The organism is Microbacterium sp. NPDC064942 (assembly GCF_049545525.1).
GTDB lineage: Bacteria > Actinomycetota > Actinomycetes > Actinomycetales > Microbacteriaceae > Microbacterium > Microbacterium gawkjiense.
In genome coordinates this window covers 259,722-274,276 of the sequence record NZ_JBMWDR010000001.1, presented here as the reverse complement: position 1 = coordinate 274,276, position 14,555 = coordinate 259,722, and the positions used below count along the sequence as shown (strand labels likewise).

General features: G+C 73.1%; 15 protein-coding genes and 1 pseudogene. 11 read left to right on the top strand and 5 right to left on the bottom strand.

What is annotated here, in order from left to right; all coding sequences use genetic code 11:
* Nucleotides 1-12: 12 nt before the first annotated feature.
* Nucleotides 13-513: a hypothetical protein gene (locus tag ACPEH2_RS01265; protein WP_359918014.1), complete on the top strand. Its 501-nt coding sequence runs from the start codon at nucleotides 13-15 to the stop codon at nucleotides 511-513.
* A gap of 9 nt (nucleotides 514-522) precedes the next feature.
* Here ACPEH2_RS01265 and ACPEH2_RS01260 read toward each other — a convergent pair whose 3' ends face one another.
* From ACPEH2_RS01260 to ACPEH2_RS01250, 3 genes are read right to left on the bottom strand one after another with little or no spacing between them, the layout of a single operon-like run.
* Complete coding sequence (locus ACPEH2_RS01260) at nucleotides 523-1,428, bottom strand: CPBP family intramembrane glutamic endopeptidase (protein WP_359918016.1); 906 nt, start codon at nucleotides 1,426-1,428, stop codon at nucleotides 523-525.
* The gene (gene trmB, locus ACPEH2_RS01255) at nucleotides 1,428-2,174 is read right to left on the bottom strand and encodes a tRNA (guanosine(46)-N7)-methyltransferase TrmB (protein ID WP_359918018.1); all 747 of its coding nucleotides are present in this window, start codon (nucleotides 2,172-2,174) and stop codon (nucleotides 1,428-1,430) included. The genes ACPEH2_RS01260 and trmB overlap by 1 nt, the downstream gene beginning before the upstream one ends.
* 59 nt (nucleotides 2,175-2,233) lie before the next feature.
* Complete coding sequence (locus tag ACPEH2_RS01250) at nucleotides 2,234-3,067, bottom strand: DUF3097 family protein (protein ID WP_359918020.1); 834 nt, start codon at nucleotides 3,065-3,067, stop codon at nucleotides 2,234-2,236.
* Nucleotides 3,068-3,219: 152 nt separating this feature from the next.
* Between ACPEH2_RS01250 and ACPEH2_RS01245 the strand changes: the two genes are divergently transcribed.
* The 4 genes and pseudogenes from ACPEH2_RS01245 to ACPEH2_RS01230 form a co-directional block, all read left to right on the top strand.
* Nucleotides 3,220-5,172, top strand: coding sequence for a TPM domain-containing protein (locus ACPEH2_RS01245; RefSeq protein WP_423718046.1), 1,953 nt, complete (start codon nucleotides 3,220-3,222; stop codon nucleotides 5,170-5,172).
* A gap of 74 nt (nucleotides 5,173-5,246) precedes the next feature.
* A complete protein-coding gene (locus ACPEH2_RS01240; RefSeq protein ID WP_217531150.1) occupies nucleotides 5,247-5,981 on the top strand; it encodes a PspA/IM30 family protein in 735 nt (244 codons plus the stop codon).
* A gap of 64 nt (nucleotides 5,982-6,045) precedes the next feature.
* Nucleotides 6,046-6,858, top strand: coding sequence for an arginase family protein (locus ACPEH2_RS01235; RefSeq protein WP_359918024.1), 813 nt, complete (start codon nucleotides 6,046-6,048; stop codon nucleotides 6,856-6,858).
* Nucleotides 6,855-7,295, top strand: a pseudogene (locus ACPEH2_RS01230) (Fe-S oxidoreductase); the annotation flags it as partial. The gene ACPEH2_RS01235 and the pseudogene ACPEH2_RS01230, both read left to right, overlap by 4 nt.
* A 12-nt stretch (nucleotides 7,296-7,307) precedes the next feature.
* Here ACPEH2_RS01230 and ACPEH2_RS01225 read toward each other — a convergent pair.
* Nucleotides 7,308-8,021, bottom strand: a complete 714-nt coding sequence (locus tag ACPEH2_RS01225; RefSeq protein ID WP_359918026.1) for a tyrosine-protein phosphatase — start codon at nucleotides 8,019-8,021, stop codon at nucleotides 7,308-7,310.
* Complete coding sequence (locus ACPEH2_RS01220) at nucleotides 8,018-8,497, bottom strand: carboxymuconolactone decarboxylase family protein (protein ID WP_359918028.1); 480 nt, start codon at nucleotides 8,495-8,497, stop codon at nucleotides 8,018-8,020. Before ACPEH2_RS01220 ends, ACPEH2_RS01225 begins: the two co-directional genes overlap by 4 nt.
* A gap of 53 nt (nucleotides 8,498-8,550) precedes the next feature.
* Between ACPEH2_RS01220 and ACPEH2_RS01215 the strand changes: the two genes are divergently transcribed.
* The 6 genes from ACPEH2_RS01215 to ACPEH2_RS01190 all read left to right on the top strand — a co-directional run bounded on the left by ACPEH2_RS01215 (nucleotide 8,551) and on the right by ACPEH2_RS01190 (nucleotide 14,518).
* On the top strand, nucleotides 8,551-9,495 hold the full coding sequence (locus ACPEH2_RS01215; protein WP_423718045.1) for an alpha/beta fold hydrolase: 945 nt from the start codon (nucleotides 8,551-8,553) through the stop codon (nucleotides 9,493-9,495).
* Between the two features lie 104 nt (nucleotides 9,496-9,599).
* Nucleotides 9,600-11,108 carry an ABC transporter substrate-binding protein gene (locus tag ACPEH2_RS01210; RefSeq protein WP_359918032.1) on the top strand — a complete coding sequence of 503 codons (1,509 nt, stop codon included), beginning with the start codon at nucleotides 9,600-9,602 and terminating at the stop codon, nucleotides 11,106-11,108.
* Nucleotides 11,105-12,055, top strand: a complete 951-nt coding sequence (locus ACPEH2_RS01205) for an ABC transporter permease (RefSeq protein ID WP_217531143.1) — start codon at nucleotides 11,105-11,107, stop codon at nucleotides 12,053-12,055. The genes ACPEH2_RS01210 and ACPEH2_RS01205 overlap by 4 nt, the downstream gene beginning before the upstream one ends.
* A complete protein-coding gene (locus tag ACPEH2_RS01200; protein ID WP_359918034.1) occupies nucleotides 12,055-12,936 on the top strand; it encodes an ABC transporter permease in 882 nt (293 codons plus the stop codon). Before ACPEH2_RS01205 ends, ACPEH2_RS01200 begins: the two co-directional genes overlap by 1 nt.
* Nucleotides 12,933-13,724, top strand: a complete 792-nt coding sequence (locus ACPEH2_RS01195) for an ABC transporter ATP-binding protein (protein WP_359918036.1) — start codon at nucleotides 12,933-12,935, stop codon at nucleotides 13,722-13,724. The genes ACPEH2_RS01200 and ACPEH2_RS01195 overlap by 4 nt, the downstream gene beginning before the upstream one ends.
* Nucleotides 13,721-14,518, top strand: a complete 798-nt coding sequence (locus tag ACPEH2_RS01190) for an ABC transporter ATP-binding protein (protein WP_359918038.1) — start codon at nucleotides 13,721-13,723, stop codon at nucleotides 14,516-14,518. Before ACPEH2_RS01195 ends, ACPEH2_RS01190 begins: the two co-directional genes overlap by 4 nt.
* The last annotated feature ends 37 nt before the right edge of the window (nucleotides 14,519-14,555 follow it).

The following is a 14,555-nucleotide window of genomic DNA, read 5'->3' as shown; positions in this document are numbered from 1 at the left end:
CAGGCTCGGGCCATGACGCCGCGATCGTTCCGCACCCTCCTCGCGATCCTCGGGACCGTGGCCGTCACGGCGTACGCCGCCGTGTTCGTCCTCCAGATCGCCGTCTGGAACCCGTTGGCAGCCGCACCCGGACTCACCCTCGACGAGATCCGCGAGACGGCGGCAGCCCGCGGCGAGACCGTGTTCACCCCCGTCCCCTGGGTGTTCGCCGCGGTCGGTGTCGGCCTCGCGCTCCTCGTCCTGGTCCCGGCCCTCATCGTCCGTCACGCCTCGACCCGCGCCGTGGCCGCCTCCTACCTCGCGATCATCGTCGGCGGCGCGCCCGCGTACGTCATGGCCTCGTTCGGGCCCGGGATGTCGCTCGCCGACACGTTCATGATCGGCGGCGGCGATCACGCCCCCGGCGGCGCCGTGCTGATGGCGGCGAGCGCCGTCGCGGCGATGGCCCTGGTCGTCTGGGGTGTCGCGCACGCGACGTCGGCGCGCGCGACGGCATCCGCTTCTCCCGCCTGACGGCCCGGGTCAGGGCGCCGGAACGAGGAAGACCGCGTCGAGCAGTCCCGGGTTGTGGGCGTGGACGAGCACACCGAACACCACCGCATCGAACAGCAGGTGCACCGTCACGACGTAGGCGAGCGACTTCGTCCGCAGGAAGATGACGGCCTGCAGCAGCGCGAACGGGATCGTCAGCACGGGACCCCATGCGCGGTATCCCAGCTCCCACAGGAATGAGACGAACACGATCGCCTGCAGCACGTTCGCCGCCGCATCCGCGAAGTGACGGCGCAGCAGGGCGAAGCACGTGCAGATGAAGAACAGCTCGTCCCAGATGCCGACCGCGCCGACACCGACGAACAGGCGCGCGATGAGGTCGGGGGTGTCCACGACGGGCCAGTTCTCGTAGACGCCCGACGTGATGAAGTAGAACGGCAGGATCAGCCAGCCGAGCACGAGCACCGCGATCAGCCAGGCCCACTGCCAGAGCGTCCACCGCCCCCCGCCGCGCCAGGGGAACCGGATCGCATGGTCCCGGTAGACGAACCGCGACACGAGGTAGGGCACGAGGACCGCGCCGCCCAGCGCCAGGGTGAAGCGCACCATCGCCGCGTCGTCGAGCTCGGCCTTCAACGGGATGACGCTGACGATCAGCATCCCGATCGCGATGAGCGAGAGGTCGCGCGTGAGCGACGGGGTCCGGGCGACGCCCACCTGCGTGGACGACTCGAGGGTCGACCCCACCGAGACGACCTCACCACCACCACCCCCGCGATCGAGCAGCGCAGCGGTTCCGAGCCCCGCGGCGAGCAGAATCCACCCGAGCCAGGGCGTCAGCAGCACGAAGAACGCCGGCGCCGCCAGGCAGACGAGCAGCGCCGGCACGAGGCGCACACCGACGAGCGGACGTGCTCCTGCGTGGGCGCGCACCATCACGGCGTCCGCGGCCGGCGGCGGTACGTCAGGTCGCGGATGTCGCGCCCCTTGGCGATGCCCTTGCGCTCGAACGCGGTCATGATGCGCCCCTCGAACCGCGCCGCCCACTCCCCGTCGAAGGTCGCCTCGAACTCGTCGGCGCCGGCGAGGACCTCGCGCATCTGCAGCGCGTAGTCCTCCCAGTCGGTCGCGAGCCGCAGCACCCCGCCGTCCCGCAGCGCGCGGGCGGCGAGCGCGGGGAATCCGTCGGCGATGAGCCGGCGCTTGTTGTGCTTGGTCTTGTGCCACGGGTCGGGGAAGAAGATCCACACCTCGTCGACGGATGCCTCGGGCAGCAGGTGCTCGAGGACTTCGGGCGCGTTCGCCTCGACGAGCCGCAGGTTCCGCACGCCCTCACGGTCGGCGTCGAGCATCGTGCGGGCGAGCCCGGCGCGGAACACCTCGACGGCGATGAAGTCGGTGGCGGGGTCGGCCGCCGCGGCGTGCACGATCGCGTGCCCCTGCCCGGAGCCGATCTCGACGACGAGCCGGGCCGCGCGGCCGAACTCGGCGGCGGGGTCGATCGTGGAACCGGGGCGGATGCTGGTGGCCGCGGCATCCCGCTCGACCTCGAGCAGGTACGTGCCCGAGAGCTCGTCCCACGCGCGCTCCTGTGCATCGCTCATGCGGCCGCTGCGGCGCACGAACGACACCGGCTTGTCACGGAAGCGCGGCGCGGCCTCGGGCGCATCGGGGTCGGGCATGCGACCAGGGTATCCCGCGGTGTCCCGCGCCCCCGCGGGCCGGCCCTTGCGTCGCCCGCTCATGCGGTCACGAAGTCGATGAGTTCCTCGACGCGGCCGAGGAGGGCGGGGTCGAGGTCGCGGTAGGTCGTGACGGACCCGAGGATGCGCTGCCAGTTGTGGGCGATGTCGGTCTGGTCCTCGGCCGGCCAGCCGAGGGCGCGGCTGACGCCCTTCTTCCACTCGATCCCCCGCGGCACCTCCGGCCAGGCGGCGATGCCGACCGCGCGCGGCAGCACGCACTGCCAGACGTCGATGTGGGGATGTCCGACGATCTTCAGGAACGGTCCGTGCGGACCCCGCAGGATCTGCTCGGCGATGCGCGTCTCCTTCGACCCCGGGACGAGGTGGTCGACGAGCACGCCGTAGCGACGCTCCGCACTCGGCGGCTCGGCACGGAGCAGATCCTCCAGCAGGTCGACTCCCTGCAGGTACTCGACCACGACCCCCTCGATGCGGAGGTCGTCGCCCCAGACCTTCTCGACGAGTTCGGCGTCGTGGCGACCCTCGACGAGGATGCGCGAGGCCCGGGCGACGCGCGCCCGCGCCTGCGGGTCTGCGAAGGACCCGGATGCCGTGCGGGTCCGTCCCCCGGGGGCTGCGGCGCGGGGCGGGACGAGGTGAACGGGCCGACCGTCGACGAGGAACCCGCCGCCGATCGGGAACAGCCGCACACGGCCGTGCCGGTCCTCGAGCTCGACGTGGCCCGCCGTCACGCCGGTCACGGCACCCACGAAGTCGTCCAGCGCGACCTCGACGACGAGACCCCGCTCGGCGGGGACCGTCGCCACCGTGGGCCGCCCCTTGTCGCGCCATCCCGCGGCGAGCACGTCGCTTCCATACCGGTCGTCCATCGGCACCTCCGAACCGGGAAGCCTAGAGGAGGAACACAGAGCGAACGCACAGGCGCTCCGGTCGGATGCCGGTACCGAGGCATACGGGTCGCGGCATAGACTCGCGACAGGCGGTTCCGACCGCACTCGAGCGACTCCCGGAGGTCTGGACGATGCGATCCCGCCTGACGCCCGTCGTGGCGGTGTCGCTCGCGGTCCTCTTCGGCGCCGCCGTCGCCGCACCGGCCGCCGCGACCGAGCCGGTCACCCTCGACGAGACCCGTGTGCTCGACGCATCCGACGTCCTCACGGACGCGCAGGAAGCCCGCCTCGACGCCCGTCTCGCGCAGCTGCAGGACGACACCGGCCTCGGCCTGTGGGTCGTCTACGTCGACAACTTCACCGATCCGTCGAGCGCCGAGGACTGGGCGGACGCGACCGCCGAACGCAACAACCTCGGTCCGAACCAGTACCTCCTCGCGGTCGCGACCGAGGGGCGCGCGTACTACCTCTCCGCCGACTCGAGCGGCCCGATCTCCCCGGACGCCGTCGCACGCATCGAGCAGGAACGCGTGCTCCCCGCCCTGAGCGACCGCGACTGGGCGGGCGCCGGCACCGCCGCGGCCGACGGGCTCCAGGAGGCCCGGTCCGGGGGCGGTGGCGGCGGACTCGGCTGGGTCTTGGTGATCGTCGTGGCTGCGCTGGCGGCCCTCGTCGTGTGGGCGCTCGTGCGGCGTCGACGCCGCGGGGCGGGTGCGGCATCCGGCAAGGCCCAGGTCCCGCTGGAGGAGCTCGAGCGACAGGCCGCCGCCGCCCTGGTCCGCACCGACGACGCCATCTCGACGAGCACGCAGGAGCTCGGCTTCGCGAAGGCGGAGTTCGGGGATGCCGCGACGGGCGAGTTCGAGCAGGCGATCGCCGCGGCGCGCGCCTCGCTGCAGCAGGCGTTCGCCCTGCAGCAGAAGATGGATGACGAGACGCCCGACTCCCCCGAGCAGCGCCGCGCCTGGTACGAGGAGATCCTCGAGCGCTCGCGCGCCGCCGAAGCGGCCCTGGCCGAGAAGGCGGGCGCGTTCGAAGCCCTGCGGGACCTCTCCGCGAACGCCCCCGAGGCGCTCGCCCGCGTGCAGCAGCGCCGCGCCGAGGTCGGCGCGCGGGCCGCGGAATCGGACGCCCGCCTGACGCAGCTCCGCGCCGCCTACCGCGCGGAGGCGCTGAGCGCCGTCGCCGACAACCCCGAGCAGGCGCGCGATCGGCTGACCTTCGCCGACGCACGGCTCGCCGAGGCGCAGCGCGAGGTCGCGGCGGGCGACGGCGCTGCGGCGGCCGTCGGCATCCGTGCGGCCGAGCAGGCCGTCGCGCAGGCGGCCCAGCTGCAGGACGCGATCACGAAGCTCGCCGCCGACGTCGAGGCCGCGGAACGCGACGGCGCCGCCCTCGTCACCGAGCTCGAAGCGGATCTCGCGGCCGCGGCGGCGACACCCGATCCCGACGCCCGCCTCGCCCCCGTCATCGCCGCCACCCGGCAGAACCTCGACGCGGCGCGCGAGGATCTCACGGGCGCTCACCGCGACCCGCTCGCGGCCCTCACCCTGCTCGAGCGCGCGAACACCGCGATCGACGGCGCGCTCGGCCAGGTCCGCGAGGCGCAGCAGCGCGCCGACCGCGCTCGCAGCGTGCTCTCGCAGACCCTGCTGCAGGCGAGGGCGCAGATCTCCGCCGCGGAGGACTTCATCACCGCCCGTCGCGGCGCCGTGGGAGCGACCGCGCGCACCCGGCTCGCCGAGGCCGGAGCCACGCTGGTGCAGGCCACGCAGGCGCAGGACGGCGACCCGGAACGGGCGCTCGCCCTGGCGCAGCGCGCCGCGAGCCTGGCGGAGGAGGCGACACGGCGCGCGCAGAGCGACGTGGGGTCGTTCGCCGGCGGCGGAAACGCTGGCGGCGGAGGCGACTTCGGCGGCATGCTGGGCGGCATCATCATGGGATCCCTCCTCAGCGGCGGCGGGTCCCGTCGCTCCTCCGGCGGGTTCGGCGGGTTCGGCGGCGGCTCCTCCCGGCGCAGCGGCGGATCCATCGGACGCTCCAGCGGCGGCTCCCGATCCCGCAGAGGAGGCGGTCGCTTCTGATCTTCCGACGCCGCAGGGCCACGACCTCCCCACCGACCTCGACCTCACGACCTCCCGCTAGGAAAGGAAACACGATGGCAAAGCAGTCCATCTTCGGCCGCATCTCGACTCTGGTGAAGGCGAACATCAACGCCCTCCTCGACTCCGCCGAGGACCCGCAGAAGATGCTCGACCAGCTCGTCCGCGACTACACGAACAACATCGCCGACGCCGAGACGGCCATCGCCGAGACCATCGGCAACCTGCGTCTGCTCGAGCGCGACCACGATGAGGACGTCAAGGCCGCCGCCGAGTGGGGCAACAAGGCCATCGCCGCCAGCCGCAAGGCCGACGAGCTGCGCGCCGCCGGGAACACGACGGATGCCGACAAGTTCGACAACCTCGCCAAGATCGCCCTGCAGCGCCAGATCAGCGAGGAGAACGAGGCCCGCGCCATCGCCCCCTCGATCGCCGCGCAGACCGAGGTCGTCGAGAAGCTCAAGGACGGCCTCAACGGCATGAAGCAGAAGCTCGACCAGCTGCGCTCGAAGCGCTCCGAGCTGCTGGCGCGCGCCAAGACCGCCGAGGCGCAGAACAAGGTGCACGACGCCGTCAAGTCGATCGACGTGCTCGACCCGACGAGCGAGCTCGGCCGCTTCGAGGACAAGGTCCGTCGCCAGGAGGCCCTCGCCGCCGGCAAGGCCGAGATCGCGGCGTCGTCGATCGACGCGCAGTTCAACCAGCTCGAGGACATCGGCGAGCTGACCGAGGTCGAGGCGCGCCTGGCCGCGCTCAAGACCGGCGGCAACGCCGGCGCGATCGAGCAGTAAACCCATCCGCACGGACGGCGCCGGGCCCTCGGGTCCGGCGCCGTCCTGCTCCCCGGAGGTGTCCATGACCCGTTTCGTCGTCGCCCCGCAGTGGCAGGGCTCGCCGTCCGCCCGCGCGATGCGCCTCATCGACGGCGCCGAGGCGATCGCCGACGACCTCCCCCGGTCCGCGCTCACGCGGATCGAGGTCCCCGCCGAAGCAGGTGAGGCGCTCGGCACCGGCATCCGTCGGTTCAGCACCCTCACCCGCGTGCGCGATGCGATCGCCGAAGCGCTCGACGGCGCCGACGAGCCCGCCGTCGTCGTGGGCGGCGACTGCGCCGTCGCGGTGCCCGGGATCGCGGCCGCGGCCGCGCGGCATCCTTCCCTCGCCGTCGTCTGGTTCGACGCGCACGGCGACCTGCACACCCCCGCGTCCTCGCCCTCGGGCGCCCTCGCCGGCATGGCCCTGCGCGCCGCGATCGCGCCGGGCCCGTTCACGAACGCGCCTCCCGCCGCCGCCTCGCGCACCGTCCTCGTCGGGGCGCGCGCGCTGGACGACGGCGAGGCCGACGTGCTCGACTCCTCGCCGGTCACGATGCTCACCGCCGACGCCCTCGCCGACCCCGCGGCCCTCGCGGACGCCGTCGCCGCGACCGGCGCCGACGCGGTGTACGTCCACGTCGACCTCGACGTCCTCGACCCGGCCACGATCACGGGCGTGCTCGAACCGGTGCCGTTCGGCGCCCAGCCCGCCCAGGTCGTCGCCGCGATCGGACGACTGCGAGAGCGGATGCCGCTGGTCGGCGCCTCCGTCGCGGGTTTCGCCCCGGCGAGCCGGGACGCCGCGGTCGAGGACCTCGGCACGATCCTCCGCCTGCTGGGCGCCCTCGCGTGAGTCCGCTCCCTCCGCCCGGATGGGAGCAGCGCGCGGAGCGTGCCCTCGACCGCGGGCGACGGTGGGACCGGTGGATCCCCGGCATCCTGCTCGAGTCCCCCCTCAGCCGCCTCGGATACCTGGCCGGCACCGCCTTCGGATTCGTGTGGGGATCGCTCTGGTCGACGGGGCGGGTCGAACGCCGCAGCGGACTCTGGGTGTTCCGCGGCATGCCCGAGGCGACGTTCGGACGCGGCGGCGTCTGCGTCGGCGGCTGCTTCCTCACGGGCACGGGCCCCATCGACGACCGGCTGCTCGCCCACGAGGCGGTGCACCGGGAGCAGTGGCGGCGCTACGGCATGCTCATGCCGCTGCTGTACCTGTTCGCCGGCCGCGACCCCCTCACCAACCGGTTCGAGATCGAGGCGGGGCTGGAGGACGGCCGCTACGTGCCGCGCCGCAGAGGGGCGTCACGCGATGAGGATGCGGCGGAGCTCGGCGATCTCGTCGTCGCGCAGTCCGTACGCCCGCAGGTAGTCGACCGGACCGCCGTAGCGCAGCCGCAGGTCCTCGAAGACGGCGCGCATCGCCTCTGCCGGCGAGCGCGTCGCGAGGTCCTCGAGGTGTCGCGCGTGCGGGTAGCGGGCGCGGAGGAAGCGCAGGACGGCGTCGTTGCGGGCCACCGGCAGCAGGTGCTCGGTGCGCGCGTAGTCGGCGACGACGGCGTCCTCGTCGACCCCCGCGGCGGCGAGGACGAGGGCGACCGACAGCCCGGTGCGGTCCTTGCCGACCGTGCAGTGGACGAGCACCGGCTGCGCCGCCAGCACGGCGCGCACCACCTCGACCAGCCGGGACGCGGAACCGTCGACGAGCGCCCGGTACAGGTCGTCGAGCGAGAGGTCGTCGTCGAAGAACGAGGCGGCCGACCCGGCGAACATCGGCAGGCACACGGTCTCGACGCCGAGGCCGTCGATGCGGGACGGTTCGTCGCGCCGCTCCTGCTCGTCGCGGAGGTCGACGATGCGACGGACGCCGAACGCCGCGAGCCGCTCGCGGCCCTCCGAGGTCAGCCGCGCCAGGTGCCCCGACCGGAACAGGACGCCGTCCCTCGTGCGGCCGCCGTCCGCGGGCAGCCCGCCGACGTCGCGGACGTTGAAGACGCCGGGGACGTCGTGGACCGTCACGGTGTCGGCGGCGCCGGGCGCTCGGGCACGGGGTAGCGTCCCGCGATCGCGATGCGGTTGAAGGCGTTGATCGAGACGAGCAGCCAGCTGAGCGCGACGTACTCCTCCTCGGAGAGGATGCCGCCGACCCGGTCGTAGACCTCGTCGGGGACGCCCTCCTCGTGGATGAAGACGTAGGCTTCCGTGAGCTCGAGCGCCGCGCGCTCCCGCTCGGTGAAGACGCCCGATTCGCGCCAGACGGCGATCTGCGCGACGACGTCCATCGTGAGCCCCGCCTTGGCGGCGCGGTCGGCGTGCACGCGCACGCAGTAGGCGCATCCGTTCAGCTGCGAGGAATGGATGAGGGCGATCTCCCGCAGGCGGGCGTCGATCCCCGCCTCGGCGGCGAGGTCGCCGACGGTCTTGGCGAACGCCTCGAGGGCGTCGTAGGCCGGCCGGCTCGCGCGGGCCAGGTGCACGCGGTGGGGATCGCTCATGCCGTCCACCGTAGCCGCGTCCCCGCCACCGGGGATCGGCGACAATGAGGAACGTGAGCGACGACGCGTTCGACGAGTTCTCCTACCTCCCCGCGCAGGGCGACGCCCTCGGGGTCCCCGTCCCGCCGGTGCGCCGCCTGACGCACCGGCTGCCGGACGGACGGACGGTGAGCGCCCTGCGGTTCGGCGACCCGGGCCTCGCGCCCGAGGTCACGTTCCTCCATGGCGCCGGACTGAACGCCCACACGTGGGACACGACGGTCCTCGCCGCCGGTCTCCCGACGCTCGTCCTGGACCTGCCGGGGCACGGCGACTCGTCGTGGCGCAGCGACGCGCAGTACACCGGTGTCACCCTCGCCGCCGACATCGCGCCCGCCGTCACCGCCTGGACCGACGGCCGCCCGCAGACCCTCGTGGGGCACTCGCTCGGCGGGCTCACCGCCGCGGCCCTCGCGGCGCGGCATCCCGAGTTCGTCGCGGCCCTCGTCCTCGTCGACATCTCCCCCGGCATCGACCCGAACGGCGCCGCCGCCTCGATCCGCGCCTTCTTCGCCGGTCCCACCGACTGGGCGAGCCGCGACGAGCTCGTCGACCGCGCGCTCTCGTTCGGTCTCGGCGGCTCGCGCGAGGCGGCCACGCGAGGGGTGTCGCTGAGCTCCCGCATCCGCCCCGACGGCCGCGTCGAGTGGAAGCACCACTACGCGCACCTCGCGAACCGGCTCGCGGCGGACCCGGGGGCCGCCGCAGGGGTCGACGCCGCGCAGCGGGCGGATGCCGGTGTCCTCTCCGCCGCGGGATGGCAACACCTCGCCGCGGTCACCGCCCCCGTCACCCTCGTCACCGGCACGCGGGGCTTCCTCACCGAGGCGGACCGGCGCGAGTTCCGGGAGCGGATGCCGACCGCCCGCCACATCGAGCTGGAGTCGGGGCACAACGTGCAGGAGGAGCGCCCCGTCGAGCTCGCCGCGGCCGTGCGCGCGGCACATGACGGCCGGTGACCGAACTGCGCGCGCGGGACTCTAGGCTGTAACGCGCACCCGAGCACTCCGATGGCGCGGCCGCAGTGACGACCCCCATCGTGCCGAAAGGATCCCCCACGCACATGCTTCGCCGCACCGCCCTGGCCGCCGCCGCGCTCGTCGCTGCCGGCGCCCTGCTCCTGTCCGGCTGCACCGGCTCCCAGCCCGGTCCCTCCGCCTCGGCAGGCACCCCCGACCCCGACGCATCCGTCAACGTGCGTCTCGTGCTCGAGCCGGGCAACCTCGACATCCGCGAGACGGCCGGTTCGGCCCTCGACCAGATCCTCGTCGACAACGTCTACCAGGGCCTCGTCGCCCGCACCCCCGACCAGGAGATCGTCCCGGCGCTCGCGAGCGACTACGAGGTCTCCGACGACAAGCTGACCTACACCTTCACGGTGCGCGAAGGCGTCACCTTCCACGACGGTCAGCCGCTCACTCCCCAGGACGTCGTGTGGTCGCTGACGCAGGTGCGCGACACCCCGACCTTCCGCGACTCCGCGCGGCTCGCGAACGTCGCGGACATCGCCGCCGAGGGGCAGAACGTGACGCTCACGCTGAAGGCGCCCGACTCGACGCTCCTGTGGAGCCTCACCGGTCGCGCCGGGCTCGTCCTGAAGGAGGGCGACACGATCGACCGCAAGACCGCGGCGAACGGCACCGGCCCCTTCCGTCTCACCGAATGGCGCGAGGGCGACAGCATCGTCTTCGAGCGCTTCGCCGACTACTGGGGCACCCCGGCCGCCGCGGCCGAGGTCGTCTTCTCCTATGTGGGCGACAACCAGGCCGCCCTCAGCGGCGCGCTGGCCGGCGAGTTCGACGTGCTCACCGGGTTCGACGCGAACCTGAAGGACCAGATCGAGGCGAACGGCGACTTCTCGCTCGAGATCGGCGAGTCCACGGACAAGGGCACGCTCGCGTTCAACCAGACCTCCGGTCCGCTCGCCGACGACCGCGTGCGCCAGGCGATCCGCCAGGCGGTCGACAAGGCGTCGATCGTCGAGGCGCTCGGCGCCGGCACGACGATGTACGGCCCGATCCCGTCGCTCGACCCGGGCTACGAGGACCTCGCCGACGTCGCCCCGTTCGACCCGGAGGCCGCGCGCGCCCTGCTCGCCGAGGCGGGCGCCGAGGACCTCACCCTCACGCTCACGATCCCCTCGGCGTACGGCACCACGGTCCCGCAGATCCTCGTCTCCAACCTGCGCGACGTGGGGATCACCCTCCAGGTGAACCCCGTCGAGTTCCCGGCGTGGATCAATGACGTGTACGTCAACAAGGACTACGAGCTGAGCTTCGTGCTGCACACCGAGGCGCGCGACTTCGAGAACTGGGCGAACCCCGACTACTACTTCACCTACGACAACCCCGAGGTACAGGCGCTGTACGCGCAGTCGGTCGCCGCGACGGACGACGCCGCCGCCGCTGACCTCCTGAAGCAGGCCGCGCGCATCGTGTCCGAGGACGACGCCGCCGACTGGCTCTACAACGGTGCGTCCGTCGTCGCGGTCGGCTCGAACGTGAGCGGGATGCCGACGATCAACGTCAACGAGCGACTGAACGTCGCAGAACTGGCCAAGAGCGAGGGGTGATCCGTTACGCGCTGACGCGACTGGCCCTGCTGGTGCTGGGCCTGTTCGTCGCCAGTGCGCTGATCTTCACGACCCTGCGCATCCTCCCCGGTGACGTCGCGCAGCTGATCGCGGGCGTCAACTCCACCCCCGAGCAGATCGCGGGGATCCGCGAGCGCCTGGGACTCGACCGGCCCCTGCCCGTGCAGTACGGCGACTGGATCGCGGGCATCCTCACGGGCGACCTGGGACGTTCGCAACTGACCGGCACACCGGTGGCCTCGGAGCTGCTGCAGAAGGCGGAGGTCACGGTGCCCCTCGGCATCCTCTCCTTCGTCATCGCCCTGCTCGTCGCCGTCCCGTTCGGCGTGCACGCCGCGGTCCGGCGCCGCCGACCGGACGGCGTCCTCGTCTCGGTCGGCGCGCAGGCCCTCGCCGCCGTCCCGGTCGTGTGGGCGGGGATGATGCTCGTCGTCGTCTTCGCCGTGTCGCTCGGCTGGCTGCCCGCCCAGGGCTTCCCGCGGGCCGGGTGGTCCGACCCCGGCGCGGCCGTCCGCGCCCTGCTCCTGCCGGCCCTCACGATCGGCGTCGTCGAGGGCGCGGTCCTGCTCCGGTTCGTGCGCTCGGCGACCCTGCAGGCGATGGGGCAGGACTTCGTGCGGACGGCAGCCGCGAAGGGACTCACCCGTACGCAGGCGCTCCTGCGGCACGGCCTGCCGAGCGTCGGCCTGTCGGTCGTCACCGTGCTGGGCGTCCAGGTCGCCGGCATCATGGTCGGCGCCGTCGTGATCGAGCAGCTCTTCAGCCTCCCCGGCATCGGCCGCATGCTCGTGGAAGACACCGGCAACCGGGACCTCGTGAAGGTGCAAGGCGAGCTGCTCGTGCTCACCGGGCTCGTCCTCGTCATCGGTTTCGCGGTCGACCTCGTTCACCGCCTCCTCGATCCGCGTCAGCGAGAGGCCGAGTGATGCGGCGGTTCACGTGGGCGCAGCGGCTCTGGGGGTCGGGCACGGGACGGTTCGGCGTCGTCGTCGTTCTCGTCATCCTCGTCGTCGCCGCCGTCTCGCTGGTCTGGACGCCGTTCGATCCGCAGCGCGTCGACATCGCGAACCGGTGGTCCGGACCGGATGCCGCGCACCTGCTCGGCACCGACGGTTCGGGCCGCGACATCCTCAGCCTGCTGATGGCCGGCGCGCGCACGACGGTCCTCGTCGCCGTCGGCGCCGGCGTCATCGCGACCGTCATCGGGCTCGTGCTCGCGGCTCTCGGGGCGCTCACCCCGCGGCCCGTCCGCGAGGCCGTCACGGTGCTCGTCGACGTCCTCATCGCCTTCCCCGTGCTGCTCATCGCGATGATGATCTCGGCCGTGTGGGGCGGCTCGCTCCTCGTGGTCGTCGTCTCGGTCGGCATCGGGTTCGGGGTCAACATCGCCCGGGTGACCCGACCCGAACTCCGCCGGGTGCTGCACAGCGACTTCGTGCTCGCCGGCCGCGCCTCGGGCATGACCCCCTGGCAGAACCTGTGGCGCCACCTGCTGCCCAACGTCGCGCCGGTGTTCATCGTGCAGCTGTCCTGGGGCATGGCCGTCGCCGTCCTCGCCGAGGCGGGACTGTCCTACCTCGGGTTCGGCGCCCCCGTGACGGAGCCGTCGTGGGGGCTGCTGCTGGCCGACCTGCAGCGGTTCATCAGCGTCCATCCCCTCTCGGTGGTGTGGCCGGGGCTCGCGATCACCCTGACTGTGCTCGGTTTCAACATCCTCGGCGACGCCCTGCGCGACGCCACCGACCCCACGCTGTCGCGCCGTGTCGGCCCGGTCGGCGCGGAACCCCCCGCGGCGGTGACGGCATGACGCTCTCGGTGGCGGGACTCACGATCGACGTCGGCGGTCGCCGCGTCGTCGACGGCATCGACCTCGAGGTGGGCGACGGCGACCGCGTCGGCCTCATCGGCGAGTCGGGGTCGGGCAAGTCCCTCACGGCGCTTGCGATCCTCGGACTCCTCCCCGACGGCGCGGAGGTCAGCGGCAGCATCCGCTGGGACGGGCGGGAGCTCGTCGGGATGCGGGACCGCGACCTCGCGCAGCTGCGCGGGGACGAGATCGGCATGGTGTTCCAGGAGCCCCAGACGGCGCTCAACCCGATCCGCACGGTGGGGCGACAGATCGCCGAGTCGATCCGCATCCACCATCGGGGCGTCTCCCGCGCCGACGCGTGGGCGCGGGCGGTCGAGGAGGCGCGCCGGGTGCGCCTGCCCGACCCGGAGTCGATAGTCCGCCGCTACCCGCACCAGCTCTCGGGCGGGCAGCGTCAGCGCGTCGCGATCGCCATGGCCCTCGCCTGCCGGCCGCGTCTGCTCATCGCCGACGAGCCCACGACGGCGCTCGACGTGACGATCCAGGCCGAGATCCTCGACCTGCTGCACCAGCTCGTCGACGAGGACGGGATGTCGCTCGTGTTCATCACGCACGACCTCGCGGTGCTCTCGCAGATCGCGACGGACGCCGTCGTCCTCGACACCGGACGCGTCGTCGAGCAGGGACCGCTGCGCACGCTGCTGCACTCCCCCGCCTCCCCCGTCACGCAGGCCCTGCTGCGGGACGCGACGGCGACCCTGTGGCGACCGAGGGGGGACGCATGAGCGAACTGATCCGTGCGCGCGGACTCACGCGGCGGTACCGGATGCCGCGGGCCGGCGCCTTCGCACCGAAACGGTGGACGACGGCGCTCGACGACGTGGACGTCGACGTCCGCGCCCACAGCGCCCTCGGCATCATCGGCGAGTCCGGCTCGGGCAAGTCCACGCTGGTGCGCCTGCTGCTCGGCCTCGACACGGCGACCGCCGGCACCGTCGAGTTCGACGGGCGTCCCGTCGACGGGAGCGCACCCGCTCGCGCCCTGCACTGGCTGCGACGCCGGACCGGCATCGTCTTCCAGGACCCGTACGGGTCGCTCGACCCGCGGATGAGCGTCGGACGCATCGTCGGCGAGCCGCTGTCGGCGCTCGAGATCCCGGGCGACCACCGCGCACGCGTGCGGGAGGTGCTGGACGACGTCGGCCTGCCCGCCGACACCGCGGAGCGGTTCCCCCACGAGTTCTCGGGTGGGCAGCGCCAGCGCATCGCCCTCGCCCGCGCCCTCGTGCACCGTCCCGACGTCCTCGTCGGCGACGAGCCGCTGTCGGCGCTCGACGTGACCGTCCGGGCGCAGATCCTCGACCTCATCCGGGGCCTGCGGCAGCGGGACGGCCTGACCCTGGTGATGGTCTCGCACGACATCGGCGTGGTGCAGAACCTCTGCGACGACGTCGTCGTCATGACCGAGGGCCGTGTCGTCGAGGAGGGCCCGACCGAGAAGGTCCTGCTCGATCCGCAGGTCGCCTACACCCGTCGCCTGCTCGCGTCGATCCCCGTCATCGACCCGCGCGAGCGCTGAGAGACGGCCCGGGTGTCGGCGCCGGGCACTAGCGTGG